The organism is Streptomyces sp. NPDC046909 (genome assembly GCF_040644695.1).
In the GTDB taxonomy this organism is placed as follows: domain Bacteria; phylum Actinomycetota; class Actinomycetes; order Streptomycetales; family Streptomycetaceae; genus Streptomyces.
Window position 1 is genome coordinate 62,978 of the sequence record NZ_JBEYXC010000016.1, and the last position, 16,974, is coordinate 79,951.

The following is a 16,974-nucleotide window of genomic DNA, read 5'->3' on the forward strand; positions in this document are numbered from 1 at the left end:
AGCACAGGTCTTCTCTCCACCGCGCCATCGGCACAGCGTCAAGATCAGATGTAGGGGTTGTCGCTCCCGCGCCGTCCCTCGACAGCGCGGTCGGGTTTGGCATCAGCCGCCGTTGTTCAGTGCCTGGCTCTCCGCGACCCGGAAGTCCGCATTGGACGTGGTCGTCATGTCGGGGAAGACGCCTGTCTGGCCCGCACCAGCCCACGTCACCGTCCAGTGCACGGTCGCCGAGACCGGGTAGGCACTGTCCGGTTGGCCCGCGGAAGAGGCGCGGTAGGTGTAACCGCAGTCGGGAGACGGGGTCTTCGGGTTCGTGCTCGATCCATACGGGGTCCCGGGTCCGCCGCACGTCACCGACTTGCCGTCACCCATCGTCCACCCCACGGACTTCGGCCGCGCCACGGCGGTCACCGACACCCCGGGCACCGACGCCGTCGCCGACACCGGACCCCAATCGCCACGGTCCAGCCACAACCAGGTCGGCAGGTTCACCAGCTGCTCCTCTGCCGGATTCGCCTGAATCCCCGGCGACGGCAACCGCAATTGGTTGCGCGCGACTTGCGCCAGCTGGGCCGGGGGCGGCTGAGGAGCGCCTCCGCCTTGCTGCGGCGCGTCCGGGATCCAGATCGGCGGGCGGTACACGGCATCCCGTACGCCGCCTGCCTCGCACTTGTACACGTACCAGGCCCCCGACTCCCCCGGCTTCGGGTCAGCCGCAGGCACGGCTACAGACGGTGTGGTCGCGTACGCCACGGACACCGCCGCAACCGTCGCGCCGCCGCCCTGCCCACCCTCGTAGGCCGTCTGCGCCACCCCGGGGGGATCCTCGTAGTCGCTGCGCTGATACGAACAATCGGCCAAGTTCAGATCGGGGTTCGCGTGCTTCGGTTGCTCGCGGCCTCCCCCTCCGCTGTTCCCGCCGCCGCTGGAGGTGTCGCCGGACCCGGAGGACCCTCCGCTGCCGTGACGAGGCGTGCCGGGCCGACCATCTGATCCCGCGCCTAGCTCGCACCCAGGGCTCGGGTCCTGGCCACACTGCACCGAACCCCATCCGTCATCGCCGAACGCGGGGATCGCGGCCACCCCTACGATCACCAGGGACAGACTCGTGGCGAAAGTGGCCTTCCTCAGCGTCAACACGACCCCACCGCCTCAACCGCGAACCGCGTGACCTTCCAGGCGCCGTTGAGCTTCTTCACCTCGGCCGTGATGGCACGTCGGCCACCGGGCGTGTCGTTCGCAAGCTCACCGCTGTCCTTCCGGTACTTCAGCCAGTGCGTCGAGTCGCCGCAGTCAGAGATCATGACCGTCGTCGGGTTCTCAGCGGGCGTCGCCGAGGTCACCTTCGGATAGTTCTTCGGCTCGCCCTTCGTCACCAGGCCGTTGAGACGATCCGCGTACAGAGCGCGTGAAATCACGGACAGCGCGTCACCTGTCGCGTACTGGGCCAACTTGGGGGAGTTCCAGTCCGCCGTCGTCGCGGCCTGCGCCATGTCCCGCCACATCCCCAGGTACGCCGTCGTCGCCTGCGAACGCGCGGTATCGGTGGGAGCAGCCGCATGCGGAGAACCAGGAGCCGAACCGCTCACCGCGGCAGTGGGGGTCCGGTCCTCTTCTCGCGAGGTCGAGCCATCTGATCCCGTCGTACTACAGCCAACGATCAGCAACGTCAGCGCAGCCGCCGTCACCCTCTCGACGACTCGTCTGGCGAGTGTGCGCGTCCCTAAAACCACCACCGTCACATCACCCCGCGAACGATGTAGATCCGTCACTCGGTCTAAGCGTGATTCCCAGATCTATCGCTTCACCTCGTTCCCACTGCAAGGTGCGAACACCACCCAGCGCGCTCCATCTTCAGAGCGGGAACGGCAATTTGGTGAACTCTTTACTCAAGAGCGGGGGTATCGCCGGAATCTGAGCCAGGACTACAGAGGGGAACTCCACTCCTTCAACGCTCCACCATCCATTGCAGTCGGGAACTTTCGATGCCCCCATCCAGCTTCTGGCACAGCACTCACCAACTTGATATGACATTTCCGGGTTGGGTCGGCATGGGCTGCAGGCCTACTGGCTGTCGCCGCGTACGAGCTTCACGAGCGACTCTGTGTCCCTCAGGTCTGACAGCACGACCTCCGCGCCGGCGTCCCGCAGTACGGCCTCGTCGCTACGTCCTGACGCAACGGCGATCACCCGCACGCCGTTGGTGCGAGCCCCTTCCACATCGGCCGGCGTGTCGCCGATCAACACTGCCTCCTCGACTGCTGCGTCTGCGCGGCGCAAGGAGAGTCTGACGAGCTCGGCACGAACGTCGTTGTCCTCGCCGTATGCCCCGAGCTCCCACAGGATGTGCCGGTCGAGGCCGAACACCTGAAGTTTGATCTCGGAGACCGGGCGGATGTTGCCAGAGACCACCGTCTGCCGGATCCCGACGGCATCGAGTGCGTCCAGCGCGGCAGCCGCACCGGGCAGAGCGTGGCCGCGCTCTCGCAGTTCGGCGCCTCGCTTCAGGTGCTCCTCTGTCAGGGCACGAGCGAAGCGCTCGAAGTCGGCACGAGTCGTGGACAGCCCGTGCAACTTCGCGGTCTCACGGAAGATGACGGGCTCCGTGATCCCATCGATTTTGGCCTGCTCACGCATGGCCTGCCCTGTGGTCTGCAGGAACGCGGCCGCCGACAGCTCGCGGCCCACGCCGCGCGTGTCGATCAGCGTGTGGTCGATGTCCCACAGGACCAGTCGCGGCATCGTGCCTCCCCAACGGCTCACCCATCCCAGGGCTCTTACGTGTCACGTGAACGTGTGCAGACCGTGCACACGCCGGAGCACTCCGTTCTACGCTGACGGTACGAGACACAGGCGGGGAAGGGGGCGGAACGGTGATCTCACCGAGACTGCCCGTGGGCGAGAGGGTCAAGTACTACCGGCGGAAGAACGGCAATCGGACTCAGGCGGCCATCGCCGGGCTGTGCGGCATCTCCGAACGCTACCTGCAACAGATCGAGGCCGGGCAGAAGGTGCCCTCCGCCGATGTGCTCGCTCGCCTCGCCGCCGAACTGGGCGTACCGCTGGCTGCCTTGCTCACGGAATACGGCGTCGAGGAGTCGTCGGTCCCGCTCACGGCTGCCCCCGCGGTTGCTCGTGCGCTGATGGGCTACGACCGACCACACAGCTCGGCTCCCGCGAGCCCTTCGGAGTTACGGGAACGGGTTGAGCAAGCCTGGCGGACTTGGCAGTCGTCGAAGGACCGGTTCACCGCGGCGGCCCTCGTCCTTCCGGACCTGATCGGCGACGTCGAGCATGCCGTGCGGGTGCACCGCACCGGGACCGACGCCCAGGCACGACGTGAAGTCCTGCGCGTGGCCGCCGATTTGTATGGGCTGCTGCGCTCGTACTGCCGTCGCGCCGGACGCCTCGACCTGTCCCTGATGGTCGCCGACCGGGCGATCCGAGCCGCGGAGGACGCCGACGACCCGGTGCGCATCGCCGCAGCCCAGTGGAACCTCGGCCATGTTCTCCTCTCCCACAGCGAGCCGGGCGCCGTCGAGGAAGCCAAGGAGATTGCTCTCCGCGCCGTCGAGCAGCTGCTACAAGCGCCGGTGACGGTTGAGTCCAAGGCCGTTGAAGGGGCGCTCGAACTGGTCGCGGTGGTCTCCGATGCCCGCCGCCGTCACTGGTGGGAGGCGCGTGACCGGCTCGAACAGCACGCTGCTCCGCTGGCCGAGCAGGTCGGTGAGGGCAACGTCCAGTGGACCGTGTTCGGACCGACCAATGTCGCCATGCACGCGATGAGCATCGAGATGCTCGCCGGCGAAGCCTCCGAGGGACTGCGCGTTGCCGACCGGATCGATACGCACGGCTTGCCCAGCCGTGAGCGGCAATTCACCTTCGGCCTGGAACTCGCCAGGTGCCACGATCTACGGCGGGAGGACGCAGCCGTCCTCGTCCACCTGCTGGACCTGGAGGACATCGCTCCCGAAGATCTGGCACGCAGCCCTCTCGCGCGCAACATGATCCTGGATCTCCAGAATCGAGTCCGTCCCACCTTCCGACGCCAGGTCGACGAACTCGTTCAGCGTCTCCAGCTCGTCTGACCACGAACTCGCGGTTCCCCCGAACTCTCAGTTCGGGTAGCGCTGTTGGTCCAGTCGTACCTTCGCCGCACAGCGCAGCGAAGGACGAGGCGACAGATGATCAACGAAGTAGAAGACATGTTGACCGCGGCCGGTCTACGGCTCGTATCCGTCGGTGTCGAATGGGACACCGTGAAGGTGGAACGGCACCTGGGTGTACGCGCGATCGAACTGCTTAAGGAGCCCGGCGCCGTCGTCGTGGATCCGACTCGCCCCGAACCGGTGCTGTACTTCCTCGTCCCCGCGGGCAGTGCCGCCCACTGGGACGTTCCGGAGACGGACGCACTCGGTTCGAACTCGTACGTGGTCCTGCCGCCGGACAACAGAGACTCACCGCCGGGACCGTACTGGCTCATTCCTCGACAGCACGGGCTGACAGCGGCAGCGGCGCTGCGACAGGCACTGGAAGCGGCGCAATGAATGCCAAGGCGCCGCCGCTGAACACCGCGACGATGCGCGCTCTGGCCCATCGTCTGTTGCAGCCCGATGCCGCGCCAGACGTTCTGCCCCCTGCCGCCGACGAGCTGGAGGACCTCATTCGCCGGCTCCGTGGTCACCTGAGTCTGCTCGCCCCCGAGGTCGAGGAGCAGGCACTGACCCACTCGACGGACGGTGTTCTCCGCTATTGCGCACTCGCCTGCGTAGGAGAGGCACATGGCAAACTCCGCGTCGCGCCGCTCCCCGGCCTCAGCGGGGCCGCCGCCTATGCCCGGCGCCTCGCACGCACCCTCGACTCCCTGTGCGAGCACTACGAAAAGCTGGGTGGCGCGGACATCTGCCCAGCCTGCGACAGGCAGATCATGCGCGAGGAGCCCTCCGTGCTGACTGAGTACCTCAGTCCCTCAGGCGCTACATCGAGATCGACACGTATCCACGCCCATTGCGCCAACACGGTACGCCGCCACTGACGAGCGTCAGCCCGCGCATGCAGTGCCACCCCCTATACCCCCTGTCCCGCCGTCCGCAGTGCGGGAGACAGAGGGACGAGGCGGAGCGGGCCACCGAATGCACACCGAGAGCGAGATCACTCATGCCCGACCCGTCATCCGACGCAACCGCACCGCCTTACAGCGCGCCTGCGGGCGACGGCCCACTGGGCGCCGCCGGGTACAGGCAGCTCCACCGATGGGCGTCTCCTGCCACGGCGCGGGCTCGCGCCGCCGAACTCGTGACGATCCACCGCGGCTCTCTGCGGGAGATCGTAGGCAACCCCCATGCCGATGAAGAGTGGGCCCAGACGCTTGTCCGAGCTCCCCGCCTGGTCAACGCCGTACGAGACTTGATCGGCCCCGACATCGCGGTCGAGAACACCTTCCTCGTCGTGAAATGGCCGGGCCGGGACTTCGAGGTGCCCTGGCACCAGGACGGCGTCAACGACCGACTGGAGCTGGACCCCTTCCGCGCGGTGGCCGCCTGGATCGCGCTCACCGATGCCGATGTGACGACCGGCTGCCTGCACGTCGTGCCCGGCTCGCAGCGGGCCGGCTACCTCCCGTACGAACGGGACGTAGCAACCGGCGCGGCCCGCGGCCGTGCTCTCGGCACGCGCGTCTCCCCCGACACCCGCAGCATGCCCGTGCCGGTCGCCGCCGGGAGCGGGGTCCTCATGGACACCCGCCTGGTGCACGGCTCCCACTCCAACCAAGGCGTCGGCGCCCGCTTCGGTCTGAACATCCGCTACGTGGCGCCCGGAGGCATCCGCAGGCGCGACGACTCAAGCCCCAGCCTTCACCCGATCACGGGGACGGGCTGGTAACTCCCAACGAACGAGAGGAGAGCACCGCCATGACCATCCTCAAGGAGTTCCTGGACCAGGACGCTCCCACACGGGTCCGCGTCCTCACCGGAGAGGACGCCGACGGTGACCGCCGTGGCGACAAACAGGTGATCGCCCGCAGCGACTGCACGTACTACTGCCCCGACGAGGCCACGGCCCGCCGATGCATCGAGTCGCTTAGGGAGTCGGACGAGCGCCTCCGCTCCCGCCCGGAGGAACTGATGCTCTGGGACTGGCAGTCCACCTACTTCGAAGCCGAGAAGGACAACCCCAACGGCGGCGGCACGGTGATCCTCGGTGTGGCCTGGTACGACCGCGCGTTCTTCGACGAGCGCCGCGACGCCTGGTTCGGCCGGATGCACCAGGAGATCTACAAGCAGCTCGGCATCCCCCTGGAGAACATCACCGTCGACCACTGGGTCCGCCTGGCGGCGTGATCTGGCACCGCCGCTCCAAGTCCGGCCGGGTCCCGTCCTCCCCTGAGCGGGACTCGGCCACCCCTTTTCGCCGTAAGGAGGCCACAGCTCCATGACGGAGTTCGAGGAGCAGGCCGCGCTGTGGGACCGATGGGCCGCCACGTACAACGAAGTCAGCCTCGGGCCGGCAGGTCCGGCCGCCCACGCGCTCGCCGAACTGGCCGACGGCGGCCCCGCGCTCGAACTCGGAATCGGCGCCGGCCGTGTCGCTCTGCCCCTGGCACGACACGGAGTCCGTGTCCTGGGTCTGGACGCCTCAGAGGAGATGACTCAACGTCTCCTGAGCCGCCGGGATGACCTGCCCGTCGACATCCTCATCGCCGACATGGCGGTCTTCGAGGTGCCCGGCCCGTTTGCGTTGATCTACGTCGTGTCGAGCACCTTCTACCTGCTCACCACGCCCGAACGGCAGATCTCCTGTCTGCAGTCCTGCTCCCGCGCTCTGAGTGCAGACGGGCGGCTGGTGATCGAGGCTGCCGTACCCGGTACCATCGCCTTGCCTCTGGAGAAGGGAGTCTACGTCCGTGCCGTCGAGCCCGAGTACGTGAAACTCTCCGTCATCGCGCACGACCCCGTCACCCAGACGCTGCGCTCGCAGGAAATCCGCCTGGACGAGGCGGGACTTCACTTCCTGCCGGTCACCCGCCGCTACACCCACCTGTCCGAGCTGGACTTGATGGCGCGGACCGCCGGGCTGTGCCTTGAGGCCCGCTACGAGGGGTGGAACCTGGCCCCCTTTCGGGCAGGGTCTCCGCGACACGTCAGCGTGTACTCACTCGCGGGAGAGAACAGGGGCCACCTCCGTGACCGGTAGCGCTCTCGTCTCCCGCGTCCACCACCACGCGGCGCCGGCCCCCACGGACGCCACGGCGACCGTGGCCATACCTCCCACCCAGAAGCCCGTGCCGGGTGAACTCGCCGCCAACACAGGGACGATCAGCATCGATGCGGTACCGGCGGCCCTGATGACAGTCAGATCCACGGACATCAGCCGCCGACGCGCAGCCGACGGAAAGGTGGACAGGTGGGTCTGCAGCGTGATCCCCAGGAACGGCGACAGGGCGCCGGAAGCCGCAGAGATCGCGAGCAGCAGAAGCATGTTCCCGGCAGAGCCTGTCACTGCCAGCAGGAGCCCGGAGAGCGCCCACAGGAGGCAGTACGCAACCGGCGGCCGGGACGGCAACCGTACGTTGCCCGCAACGAAGTTCCCCGCCAGAGCCCCCGCACCGGTGGCCGCCAGCACCAGCCCGTACGCCCCGGCCCCGGCATCCAGACGGCTCGCCAACAACGCGGGCATCGCCATCGCCACGGCCTGCGCGAAGATGCCCGCGCCGTGCACCGCGATCGCTGCACCCGTCGCCGGATGCGCCCGTACAAGGGACCGGGCCCGCAGCCGCACCGCTTCCGCCTGCGGCAGCGCCTCAGCGGCAACCGGACGCACGGCCCGGCCCAGAACCGCGAGCGCCACGGCCGACACCGCGAAGGTGGCCGCGTCCAGCCAGAACAAGGCCGCGTGCGGAATGAACGCGAGCAGGGCGCCTGCGGCACCCGGCCCGGCCACCCGGGCGATCCGTCCCGTCAGGTCCATCAGCCCGTTGACGGTTTGCATCTCGTCGGAGCGGACCAGGTCCGGTACCAGCGCACCCAGGTTCGGGTCGAACACCGCCCCGGCCAGCCCCAGGGCCGCGGCCGACACAAGCATGCCCGGCGTACCGAGCATGGCCCAGGCCCAGGGCAGCAGCGCCACCAGGCCCACCCGCACCGCGTCGACGGCGGCCAGCGCCCGCAGAGACGCAAACCGGTCCATGATCCGACGACCGAACGTGCCCATCACGATGTACGGCACCGACTCGGCGACGGCCACCCAGCCCATCGCTCCGGCCCCCGACTGCTCCCACGCGATCCACATGATCGCCATGGCATACAGCCGGTCCCCGAAGACCGACAGAGCCTGCGCCCCCCACAGGGCAAGCACGCGGCGGCGGCGCAGCAGCCGGACGTATCCCAAGATCACTCCCTGCCGGGAAAGCGCGAAATCCCGGCACAGGTGCTCGCCGGGACGCCAGACACCTTAGGGCACTCAGAAAGGCGGATGTTCCATGCCGGTAGAAACCCCCTGTCCCGTTGAAGCACGAGTCGCGGCCGAGGTCTTGTGCGGTCCGGACACCCAACTGAAGCTGGTCAGCAACCGGCGAGCCAGCATCGTCTGGCAGGCGCACGGCCCACAGAGGACGGTCGCCGTCAAGGTGGGGGCCGGTCCGGACGGAGCCGTAATCACAGCACGCGAGACTGAGGCCGTCACCCTCATGGGTCCGCCGGGGACCGTGCTGGGACGAGGTCGGGGTAACGCCCTGGCCTGGATGCTCACCCCTTGGTGGGAGGGTCCCTCGACCTGGGACATCCTGCGCGACGTACGCGCCGGGACCTCCCAGTCGTCGGCCGCCAGGCAGCACATGATCGACCTGTGTGATGCCGTGGCCCGGCTCCACGAAAGCGGTTGGGTGCACAGCGACCTCCAGCCGAGCCACGCTATCCACACGGCTGACGGCGTTCGGTTCATCGACTGCTCGTGGTCCTGGCACCCGGAACGGCTCGAAACCTCCCTCCTCTTCAGAGGCGGGCTCCCACACCTGCTGGCACCCGAACTGGCACGATCCATCCACGCAGGCGAACGGCCGGTCGCCCCAGCCAAGTCGGCAGAGGTCTACGCCCTGGCGGCGAGCCTCTGGTGGTCCCTGACGGGGGACTGGCCACGGGACTACGCCCACGTCGGCATCACCCCGGCCAAAGTGACCGCACCAGTATTGAGACAACTCATCGGCACCCGCCAGATCCCACTGCGCGGCCCGTACTCCTGGCCCGGTGTCCAACAGGTGCTCGCCGAGGTTCTGACCGCGCCGGCCGACCGCCGCCTCACCGCTGCCGGACTCGCGCAGCAACTCCGCTCACTGTGACGTCGTCGCGAGCCGCTGACCACCGCGTACGTTGCCGGCCGCACTGCGGTCGAGGCCGGTCCGTCTCAGCGGTAGCGAAGCAGCAGCATGGCAGCGTCGTCGCGGAGTGGACCTTTCACATGCTGCACCAGGTCCTGCCGCAACCTCTCCAACGCGGCCTCGGGATCATGCTCCTTCAGGACATGGGCACGTTCGTCGAGGGGATAGAAGCGTCCCGCGTCGTCACGGGCCTCGGTGACGCCATCGGTGTAGAGCAGCAGTTGGTCTCCAGCCGCGAAGCCGGTTTCAAAAGGCAGCGGGCCGATCGTGTCATGAGCGGCGAGACCGAGGGGGAGCGCGAAGGCGGGAGGTTCCGGGAAGATCACAGAGCCGTCGGCGCGCATCACCATCGGGGCTGGATGACCGTAGCTGAGGAACGTCACCCCGTCGGCGGTGACCTCCGCGAGGATGGCCGTGACGAACTTCTCCCCGTGCAACTGTCGGTTCACGGCGCGCTCCAGCCTCTGGCCTACCTCCGCCAGATCGACCTCCTCCGGCGCCGACTCCCGGAAAGCTCCCAGGACCACGGCCGCCGTCTCCACGGCCTCCAGCCCCTTGCCCTGCACATCGCCGACGATCACGCGTACCCCATGAGGCGAGGCCACCATTTCGTACAGGTCACCGCCAATGCGGGCCTCGGCAACGGCGGACGTGTAGGACACGGCGGCTCGCAACGGACCGGCCTTGCGCGGCACAGGCTTGAGAAGAACGCGCTGGGCCGCTTCGGCGATCGAGCGCACGTTGGCCAGCTCCGCCTCGCGCTGCTGGCGCATCACCGCGGCGACGATGCCCGCCGTCGTGACACCGGCGACGGAGGCGATGGTCATGTATCCGCGGCGCGCCTGGAGCATGTCGTTGTAGAGGCCGAGGGCGACACAGAGCAGCAGAGCCATGACACCGATCCACAGGGTGCGCCGCCAGCCACCGACCAGGCTGGCGAATGCCGGGCCCAGCGACAGCAGCGGAAGGAATCCGACTCCGGGACCCACGGCGATGTCGACCACGGTGACGGCCACCATCATGGCGAACGGGAGGGCGGACAGCACAGCAAGGCGACGGCTCTTGTCGGACACGCTTCACCCCCGCTTGGCGGCGGCACATCCCGCGCCAGGGTCCGGGACCACCGCCGTGGCTTCTCTTCGCGTACTGAACAGTAAGCAGGGACGGGATCTCCAGCAAGATCAGCACAGACGTTCGCCTGGCATCTCGCGCGCCATTCCTGAACCGTCGCACGTCGCGGTCGCCACGGTCAGAACGGCCGCTTGGACAGCCGGCTTTCGCCCCCTACGACGTCCCACGCCGCGTCAAGTACGGGTCCGCGAGCAAGGAATCCTGGATGCGGTCGGCAATGGCCGACCAGTCCTGGCCGAACCAGATGAAGTGTCCGTTCGCCCGGCTTTTGATCAGGTCGGTTTGGCGCAGAGCCGCGGCGAGCGCCTGGGCATGCGCGAACGGTACGGCACTATCCTGGCCTGTCGCGATCACGAGACCGGGTTGGGAGACCTGTCCCATGTGACGAGTCATCTCCGCGGCGGTTTCCAGGACTTCGAGGTCGCGGAGAAAACCACGGCCCGACCGCAGCCGGGAGAACAGCGCGATCAGCTTCGAGCGGTCCTCCACCACGAGACCGGACACCGCATCCCGCACGGAAAGCACCGTCAGATCCCGCAGCAGCAGGCGCAGCCCGGCCTCGGGCGCGCAGCGCATAAAGGCGCGTACCGCAAGCCCACAGGAGGGGCTCCATCGGGGCCGCGAAGGCAACGCGAGCGACCATGCGCGTACGGCAGTCGGGCCAGGGGCAGGGGCCCACGGCACTCTGCAGAAATCATCCTGTCCACCAGGGCGGGATGCCGCGCCGCCGTGGCCACCGCTGTGGGACCACCGGCCGATATATCGCCGAGCTACTGCTCTCGGCGAGCTTGCGCCAGGATCACACTGTCTTTCCGCCCCACCGTGCGTCGGCCCCCGCCCAGGCTTTGTCCCACTGCCGCAGGCGCCGCCGGTTCAAAACCGAGTGAACAGCCTGGCCACCACCCACTACGACCCCGATCGCGCAGGCCGCGGCGAGGACGCCCGTAGCGCTCGCCTGGAGCACTGCGGCCGAGCTGGACAACGGCTGGGTCGTGAGCAGCCGATCCTTCCCATCCGTCCAGACCGTGATCCGAGCCCCGGCCTTCAGACCGGGCTCGACTCGCGCCTGGCCGGTGTGCGACGAGCCGTCGGATCCGGTCCAGCGCACCGTGATCCACACCGGAGCGTTGCCCACCCGATTCGCGCCACGAGGCCTGGCGTCCTGCAGAAGGACGGCTGATACCTCCTGCCGCTCCGCCCGTTGCCGTTCCAGGAAGTCGGCGGACGTGATCCCTGCGGCCAGCCCTGCCAGGAGTCCGGCAGTCGCGGCACACAGCCACAGGACGATCAGCAACCAGGCTTCGACGACGTCGATGCGTCGCTTGAGCGGATTGCGCCGCCACCGCCACCACCGCACGCCAGTACGAGGGGTTCTCGCCATCGGCTCGCACCCCCTCGGTCGAGAGCACCGACAGCCCACGTATCCAGTGTGCCTGCTCGCCGGGGGGCCTGGGCACTCCAAGGTGTAGCCGGTTTTGGCGGGCGCTTCGAGGCCTCGCTGGGATACGGGGCCGCTGGGTGCATGTCACGACCCTTATGACGCGGGCAGCGGCGGTCCGAACACCACACTGTTGTTGTCTGCCCGAGTTCCGCGATGGCACTATTCGGCGCGCACGGTCGCGTGCGTGACCGCAAGCCAGAACGGGCGCCCGGCTCCACGATATCCGCGGCGAAGGAGGGGAGATCGTGTCGAAATGCACTTCACGCGCTGATCTCGTCTCTCACCTGGACGAGTTGGCCGTCTACCGCATCGTCGCCGGGGACTTGCACCCGGAACTCTTCGACCCGGAGCGCTGGGAGCGCCCCACGGACAGCGACGGTCAACCTTGAATTCTCGTAACAACCCGGCGCCCGGAGAAGGCGACGACGCCTCGGTCTTCCCCGACGAGGTGTGGCAGCAGTTCATCCAGGACAGCGAACGTCTCATCCGCGGCACAGCTTCCAGAGAACTGCCCACTCAGCAGCAGACGGCAACGACCAAGTCGATACCGTTCGAGGCCGTAGGTGAGCTGTGGACACCGGAGGACCCCTGGACCGGCCCGGCGTGGCGCGACATGGACGCGCGAGGCAGACGCCGTCGAGTCGGCCGTGCCCTCGGCACGGTGGGTGCGCTCATTCTGCTTCTGGGTGCGTTGTCCTACCTGCCCACCGGTTCGGACGACCAGCCCTCAACGGACAACGAGGCGACGTGGACGCAATCGGAGGACGCCTCGGAACCGGAGCAGACGGAGACCGCCTGTCCGGCTGCAGAGGACTCGGCCTCCTGCACGGGCTAATGGTCCGCCTTCATGAACTCCAGACCCCGCGGCGCGGTTCAGGAGCACGTCCCGGTCTCGGAAGAGGTCGCTCCGGCAGACCTGACAGGTGATCCAGATGTCCCCGACCGCTGCGCGAACTGGCTTGCGAGCCATAGCGGTTCCCCTCCCCGTGTGGTCAACAGCCTGGTCGAAGCTGCTGATCATCGGGGGTATCGGGCACTGCACAGCTACTCGCTCCCGCACGATGAACAGCTTGGCCCATCCCCTTCGTACACCTCGACGACGCGAAGCAGCCCCAGACCTTCGAGGGTGGCCCGGGGTTGGGGTCCCGTGTGCGTGGCGAACACGCGCGTACCGTGCCGCCGGGCGGCGCGCAGGGCCATGAAGAACACCGCTCCTCCATCACTGCTGAGGTAGGTCACCTTGCTCAGGTCGATTTCAAGGCCGGTGACTCCTGAACGCAGGAGCTCTACGAGCACCTTCCCTGTCTGGGCTGCGTTCTTGGAGGTGATCTCCCCCGAGAGGTGTACGACGGCACGGTCAGGGGTGGACTCGGCTCTGAGCTGACGGCCACGAAACGGATGCAGCAGACGACTTCCCGCGGCGAGCAGCCTGTGATGCCCGCGGTGTTGCCGTGCCGAAGAAGGACGAGGCATTCGGAGCTCCAGGGCAGAGGAGGGCCAACTGCCGACCAGGCTTCCCGGCGCACCTGTGGGTCAGCGTAGGCGCAGGTCACGCCCTTCGCCGCCTGGGCGGCCGCAGGTTGAGCCGATCGGGATCTACGGGCTTCCCTTCCAGCCTCATCATCACTGTTGCCGGGATCCGGCAAAGTGGCGCAGTTCATTGTGCCTATTAGTGATCTGTCAAAAACGCGTCAAGGACGGGTAGGGTTCCCCCCGGTGTGCCGGGAAGCCTGGTCGGCGAGCAAGGGATAAGTCTCTCTTCCGATCGGGGGTGGCCGTCATGGTGCTTGTGGCGGTGTTCGGCGTCGCGTTGCTGGTTGCCGTGCTGTTGTCAGGCCTGGCGGCACGGACCGTGCTTTCCACATCTTTCCTTTTCCTGGTCGGCGGGGCCCTGGTCAGTGACGGCTTCCTGGGGCTGATCCACATCACGCCGGACAGCGAGATCGTGTCCGTGACGGCGGACCTGGCGCTGTTCGCGGTGCTGTTCACCGACGGAATGCACGTGTCCTTCCCCAAGCTGCGGGCGAACTGGCGCAACCCGGCCCGCGCGCTAGGGCTCGGCATGCCGCTCGCGTTCGTCGGCATGGCCCTGATCACACACTTCCTGGTGGGTCTGGACTGGACGACGTCCTTCCTGGTGGGTGCCGTGCTGGCGCCGACCGACCCCGTGTTCGCCTCGGCGATCGTCGGGCGCAAGGAGGTCCCGGCGAAGCTGCGGCAGCTGCTGAACGTGGAGAGCGGCATCAACGACGGGCTCGCCCTGCCGGTGGTCCTCATCCTGATCGCCGCGGCCGGGCCGATCTCCGGGCACGCGGAGGCCGACCTCGGGAAGATCGCGCTGGAGCTGGTCCTCGGCCTGGTCTTCGGCATCGTGCTGCCCTTCGTCGTCATCGAGCTCGTGCGGTTCCGGCTGCTGGGCGCCGAGCCGAAGCTGCAGCCGCTGCTGCCTCTCGCGATCGGCGTGATCCTGTACGCCGTCTGCCACCTGACGCACGCCAACCCCTACCTGGCCGCGTTCTCGGCCGGCGCGGTTCTCACCGCCCGGTCGCTGGAGGCGAAGGAGGCGTTCGAGCCGCTCGGGGAGGCGCTGGCGGAGCTGGCCAAGTTCGCGGCCCTGCTGGTGTTCGGCGCGCTGCTGACCCCGCAATTGTTCGGCGACCTGTCCGTCGGCGGGTACGTCGCTGTCGTTCTGGCGATCGTGCTGATCCGCCCGGCTTCCCTGTTGATCTCGCTGCTGGGCACGACCATCTCCCGCAAGGAGAAGCTGGTGGCGGCCTGGTTCGGGCCGAAGGGATTCGCCTCGGTGGTCTACGGCCTGCTGGTGCTGCAGTCCGGGATCCCGCAGGCCAAGGAGGCGTTCACACTGATCGCCGTGTGCATCGCGTTCTCGATCATCGCGCACAGCTCCACGGACGTGCCGATCGCCCGTGCCTTCGACGTCGATGAGCTGGCCGGAATTCCGGAGCCGCACAAGAAGGACACTCAGCCCGCGGAGATGCAGGCCAATGCGCGCCCATGACCTGGTCAGGCCCTGTCCCACCGTGTCCGCGGACGACGACGCCCTCGCCGCCGCCCGTCTGGTCGTACGACATCAGCTGCCCGCACTGCTGGACCTCGACCGCGACGGCTACCCGTACGCGGTCGTACCGGCCACGCGCGTGATCAGCGCGCTGCTGCCCTGGTACCTGCGGGAAAGCCCGGTTCTGGCAGCCGAGACGGACGACCACTTCAATGAGGAGGCCCGGGAGGCGATGAACTGGCGCTCGGTGGCCGAGTGGCTGCCGCGTGGGCGCCTCACTCCCCCGGTGGTCGGGCCGGACGCCTCGCCCGCGCAGATCGCCACGCTCATGGCCCGCAAGGACTCACCACTCGTCGCGGTCGTCGAACGCGACGCCGACCAAACCGCGGTGACCGGCGCGATCACCGCGACCGCCCTGCTCGAACACTTCATCGGAGGATCGTGAACGACTGGCACAGCTGGGCGGCGGTTGTCGTCTTCGTCGGCGCGTACGCCCTGATCATCAGCGAGAAGATCCACCGGGTCGCCGTGGCCCTCGGCGGCGCGGGCCTGATGCTGGCGATCAGGGCGACCGACGACAAGTCGGCGTTCTACTCCGAACACAGCGGCGTCGACTGGAACGTCATCTTCCTGCTGATGGGCATGATGATGATCGTCGGTGTGCTGAAGAAGACCGGCATGTTCGAGTACCTGGCGATCTGGTCGGTCAAACGGGCCCGGGCCAAGCCCTTCCGGGTCATGGCCATGCTGGTGGTCATCACCGCGGTCGCCTCGGCTCTGCTGGACAACGTCACGACCGTCCTGCTCATCGCCCCGGTCACCCTGCTGGTGTGCGAGCGCCTCGCGCTCCCGGCGGCCCCGTTCCTGATCGCCGAGGTCCTCGCCTCCAACATCGGCGGCACCGCGACCCTGGTCGGCGACCCGCCCAACATCATCATCGCCAGCCGCGCCGGCCTGACCTTCAACGACTTCCTGGTCCACCTCGCCCCGATCGTGGCAGTGCTGGTGGTCGTGCTGCTCGCGCTGTGCCGGGTGATGTTCCGCAAGTTCTTCGTCTACAACGAGGAACGCGCCGCCGAGATCATGGCCCTGGAGGAGCGCGAGGCCATCAAGGACCCGCGGCTGCTGGTCCAGGGGCTGATCGTGCTGGCACTGGTGGTGGCCGGGTTCGTGCTGCATCCGGTGCTGCACTACGAGCCGAGCATCGTCGCCCTGCTCGGCGCCGGACTGCTCATCGCCGTCTCCACCGCGGAGACCGGTGATGTGCTGAAGGAGGTGGAGTGGCCCACCTTGGCCTTCTTCGCCGGGCTCTTCATCATGATCGGCGGTCTGATCGAGACCGGCGTGATCTCGGAGGTCTCCAAGTCGCTGGCCGACGCGATCGGCGACAACGAACTCGGCGGCTCCATGACCCTGCTGAGTGCTTCCGCCGTCCTGTCCGGCATCGTCGACAACATCCCGTACGTCGCCACCATGGCCCCCATCACCAGCGACCTGGTGCAGAACATGGGCGGCGGCACTGACCACGTCATGTGGTGGGCCCTCGCCCTCGGTGCCGACCTGGGCGGCAACGCCACCGCCATCGGCGCCTCCGCCAACGTCGTCGTCCTAGGCATCGCCGAACGCAACCGCCAGCCCATCTCCTTCTGGCAGTTCACCAAATACGGCCTGATCGTCACCGTCGTCACCGTGGCCATCGCCCTCGGGTACGTGTGGCTGCGCTACTTCGCCCTCACCTGACCTGTCACCCGCGCACCGGAAGGAGGCATGCACACATGGATCCAACGCTGATGGCGCCCGTGGCCGTCATCGCCATACTCGTGATCCGATCCGCCCTGGTGGAGTTCCGTCACCCGGGAAGCGCACGTCGGCAAGGGTCCTTCCTCACCAACCGTCAAGCGGTCGCGGCAGGATCCGCAGCAACTCTGCTCCTGTCCGCGGTCGGCGGGCGAACGGCCGGCTACGTGTGCGTGGCGTGGGCGCCGCTCGCGGGGCCCTTGTCACCTACAC

The 16,974-nt window shown here is 67.9% G+C and carries 20 protein-coding genes; 12 read left to right on the forward strand and 8 right to left on the reverse strand.

What is annotated here, in order from left to right; genetic code table 11:
- Window positions 1-102 precede the first annotated feature (102 nt).
- From ABZ928_RS39900 to ABZ928_RS39910, 3 genes are all read right to left on the reverse strand, one after another.
- Complete coding sequence (locus ABZ928_RS39900; RefSeq protein WP_361530074.1) at window positions 103-813, reverse strand: ATP/GTP-binding protein; 711 nt, start codon at window positions 811-813, stop codon at window positions 103-105.
- A 320-nt stretch (window positions 814-1,133) separates the two neighbouring features.
- Window positions 1,134-1,493: a hypothetical protein gene (locus ABZ928_RS39905; RefSeq protein WP_361530077.1), complete on the reverse strand. Its 360-nt coding sequence runs from the start codon at window positions 1,491-1,493 to the stop codon at window positions 1,134-1,136.
- A gap of 571 nt (window positions 1,494-2,064) precedes the next feature.
- A complete protein-coding gene (locus ABZ928_RS39910; RefSeq protein ID WP_361530080.1) occupies window positions 2,065-2,742 on the reverse strand; it encodes a haloacid dehalogenase-like hydrolase in 678 nt (225 codons plus the stop codon).
- Between the two features lie 131 nt (window positions 2,743-2,873).
- Between ABZ928_RS39910 and ABZ928_RS39915 the strand changes: the two genes are divergently transcribed.
- The 6 genes from ABZ928_RS39915 to ABZ928_RS39940 all read left to right on the forward strand — a co-directional run bounded on the left by ABZ928_RS39915 (window position 2,874) and on the right by ABZ928_RS39940 (window position 7,194).
- Entirely contained in the window at window positions 2,874-4,088 is a 1,215-nt protein-coding gene (locus ABZ928_RS39915) for a helix-turn-helix transcriptional regulator (protein ID WP_361530083.1), read from the forward strand.
- A 96-nt stretch (window positions 4,089-4,184) separates the two neighbouring features.
- A complete protein-coding gene (locus ABZ928_RS39920) occupies window positions 4,185-4,547 on the forward strand; it encodes a hypothetical protein (protein WP_361530086.1) in 363 nt (120 codons plus the stop codon).
- Entirely contained in the window at window positions 4,544-5,035 is a 492-nt protein-coding gene (locus ABZ928_RS39925) for a DUF6415 family natural product biosynthesis protein (RefSeq protein ID WP_361530089.1), read from the forward strand. The genes ABZ928_RS39920 and ABZ928_RS39925 overlap by 4 nt, the downstream gene beginning before the upstream one ends.
- Before the next feature lie 122 nt (window positions 5,036-5,157).
- Entirely contained in the window at window positions 5,158-5,883 is a 726-nt protein-coding gene (locus tag ABZ928_RS39930) for a phytanoyl-CoA dioxygenase family protein (protein ID WP_361530092.1), read from the forward strand.
- Between the two features lie 29 nt (window positions 5,884-5,912).
- Window positions 5,913-6,341: a hypothetical protein gene (locus ABZ928_RS39935; protein WP_361530095.1), complete on the forward strand. Its 429-nt coding sequence runs from the start codon at window positions 5,913-5,915 to the stop codon at window positions 6,339-6,341.
- A gap of 91 nt (window positions 6,342-6,432) precedes the next feature.
- Window positions 6,433-7,194 (forward strand): class I SAM-dependent methyltransferase, encoded by a 762-nt coding sequence (locus ABZ928_RS39940; RefSeq protein ID WP_361530098.1) that lies wholly within the window; start codon window positions 6,433-6,435, stop codon window positions 7,192-7,194.
- Here ABZ928_RS39940 and ABZ928_RS39945 read toward each other — a convergent pair.
- The gene (locus ABZ928_RS39945; protein ID WP_361530101.1) at window positions 7,153-8,388 is read right to left on the reverse strand and encodes an MFS transporter; all 1,236 of its coding nucleotides are present in this window, start codon (window positions 8,386-8,388) and stop codon (window positions 7,153-7,155) included. The genes ABZ928_RS39940 and ABZ928_RS39945 overlap by 42 nt on opposite strands.
- 352 nt (window positions 8,389-8,740) lie before the next feature.
- Here ABZ928_RS39945 and ABZ928_RS39950 point away from each other — a divergent pair, with 352 nt between their 5' ends.
- Window positions 8,741-9,334: a hypothetical protein gene (locus ABZ928_RS39950; RefSeq protein WP_361530104.1), complete on the forward strand. Its 594-nt coding sequence runs from the start codon at window positions 8,741-8,743 to the stop codon at window positions 9,332-9,334.
- A gap of 65 nt (window positions 9,335-9,399) precedes the next feature.
- Here the strand turns inward: ABZ928_RS39950 and ABZ928_RS39955 are convergent, their stop codons facing one another.
- The 3 genes from ABZ928_RS39955 to ABZ928_RS39965 all read right to left on the reverse strand — a co-directional run bounded on the left by ABZ928_RS39955 (window position 9,400) and on the right by ABZ928_RS39965 (window position 11,885).
- A complete protein-coding gene (locus tag ABZ928_RS39955; RefSeq protein WP_361530606.1) occupies window positions 9,400-10,395 on the reverse strand; it encodes a PP2C family protein-serine/threonine phosphatase in 996 nt (331 codons plus the stop codon).
- Between the two features lie 262 nt (window positions 10,396-10,657).
- Entirely contained in the window at window positions 10,658-11,080 is a 423-nt protein-coding gene (locus ABZ928_RS39960; RefSeq protein WP_361530107.1) for an alpha/beta hydrolase, read from the reverse strand.
- A gap of 223 nt (window positions 11,081-11,303) precedes the next feature.
- A complete protein-coding gene (locus tag ABZ928_RS39965; protein WP_361530110.1) occupies window positions 11,304-11,885 on the reverse strand; it encodes a hypothetical protein in 582 nt (193 codons plus the stop codon).
- A gap of 305 nt (window positions 11,886-12,190) precedes the next feature.
- On the opposite strand from ABZ928_RS39965, the gene ABZ928_RS39970 reads away from it, so the two are divergent.
- Complete coding sequence (locus ABZ928_RS39970) at window positions 12,191-12,334, forward strand: hypothetical protein (RefSeq protein WP_361530112.1); 144 nt, start codon at window positions 12,191-12,193, stop codon at window positions 12,332-12,334.
- The gene (locus tag ABZ928_RS39975; RefSeq protein WP_361530115.1) at window positions 12,331-12,780 is read left to right on the forward strand and encodes a hypothetical protein; all 450 of its coding nucleotides are present in this window, start codon (window positions 12,331-12,333) and stop codon (window positions 12,778-12,780) included. The genes ABZ928_RS39970 and ABZ928_RS39975 overlap by 4 nt, the downstream gene beginning before the upstream one ends.
- A gap of 209 nt (window positions 12,781-12,989) precedes the next feature.
- Here ABZ928_RS39975 and ABZ928_RS39980 read toward each other — a convergent pair whose 3' ends face one another.
- The gene (locus tag ABZ928_RS39980) at window positions 12,990-13,418 is read right to left on the reverse strand and encodes an STAS domain-containing protein (RefSeq protein WP_361530118.1); all 429 of its coding nucleotides are present in this window, start codon (window positions 13,416-13,418) and stop codon (window positions 12,990-12,992) included.
- A gap of 307 nt (window positions 13,419-13,725) precedes the next feature.
- Between ABZ928_RS39980 and ABZ928_RS39985 the strand changes: the two genes are divergently transcribed.
- The 3 genes from ABZ928_RS39985 to ABZ928_RS39995 are packed head-to-tail and all read left to right on the forward strand — an operon-like array spanning window position 13,726 to window position 16,704.
- Window positions 13,726-14,964 carry a cation:proton antiporter gene (locus ABZ928_RS39985; RefSeq protein ID WP_361530121.1) on the forward strand — a complete coding sequence of 413 codons (1,239 nt, stop codon included), beginning with the start codon at window positions 13,726-13,728 and terminating at the stop codon, window positions 14,962-14,964.
- Window positions 14,965-14,986: 22 nt separating this feature from the next.
- Window positions 14,987-15,409, forward strand: coding sequence for a CBS domain-containing protein (locus tag ABZ928_RS39990; protein WP_361530124.1), 423 nt, complete (start codon window positions 14,987-14,989; stop codon window positions 15,407-15,409).
- Window positions 15,406-16,704, forward strand: coding sequence for an ArsB/NhaD family transporter (locus ABZ928_RS39995; protein ID WP_361530127.1), 1,299 nt, complete (start codon window positions 15,406-15,408; stop codon window positions 16,702-16,704). Before ABZ928_RS39990 ends, ABZ928_RS39995 begins: the two co-directional genes overlap by 4 nt.
- The last annotated feature ends 270 nt before the right edge of the window (window positions 16,705-16,974 follow it).